At 59.3% G+C, this 354-nt stretch carries 1 pseudogene; it reads left to right on the top strand.

The window, feature by feature from the left end:
• Window positions 1-55: 55 nt before the first annotated feature.
• Window positions 56-354 (top strand): annotated as a pseudogene (locus ACWTU9_RS33315) (hypothetical protein); the annotation flags it as partial.

Below are 354 nucleotides of genomic sequence, written 5' to 3'. Positions count from 1 at the left end.
GGCTTTTGGGGGGCCATTCGGCGGGTTTCTGTGGATTGGCGCCGGCAGGTTGGCGGTGGCCAGCCTTGTGGCAGTCAGCATCCTCAGTTTCGCGATTATCTACATTGGATTGCCGGTGGTGCCGGGCGTCGATCTTGCGTGGCTGGCCAACCTTTCAAGTATCGGCTTGATGGTTCTGTGGGTGGCGTTCGTCGTGCCTTTCGCGTCCCGGTTCAAGCCAAACAAATGGTACGCGCACGGGTTTTGGGTACTGGTGCTCGTCGTTCTCTCCTCACCCGTGCCCGCACTGGTGATCCGTACGTTTCTGTTCCAGCCGTTTTCGATTCCGTCCGGCAGCATGGTGCCGACATTGCA

The sequence above is a fragment of the Mesorhizobium sp. 128a genome, assembly GCF_053848025.1.
This window is presented reverse-complemented; position numbering and strand designations above follow the sequence as displayed.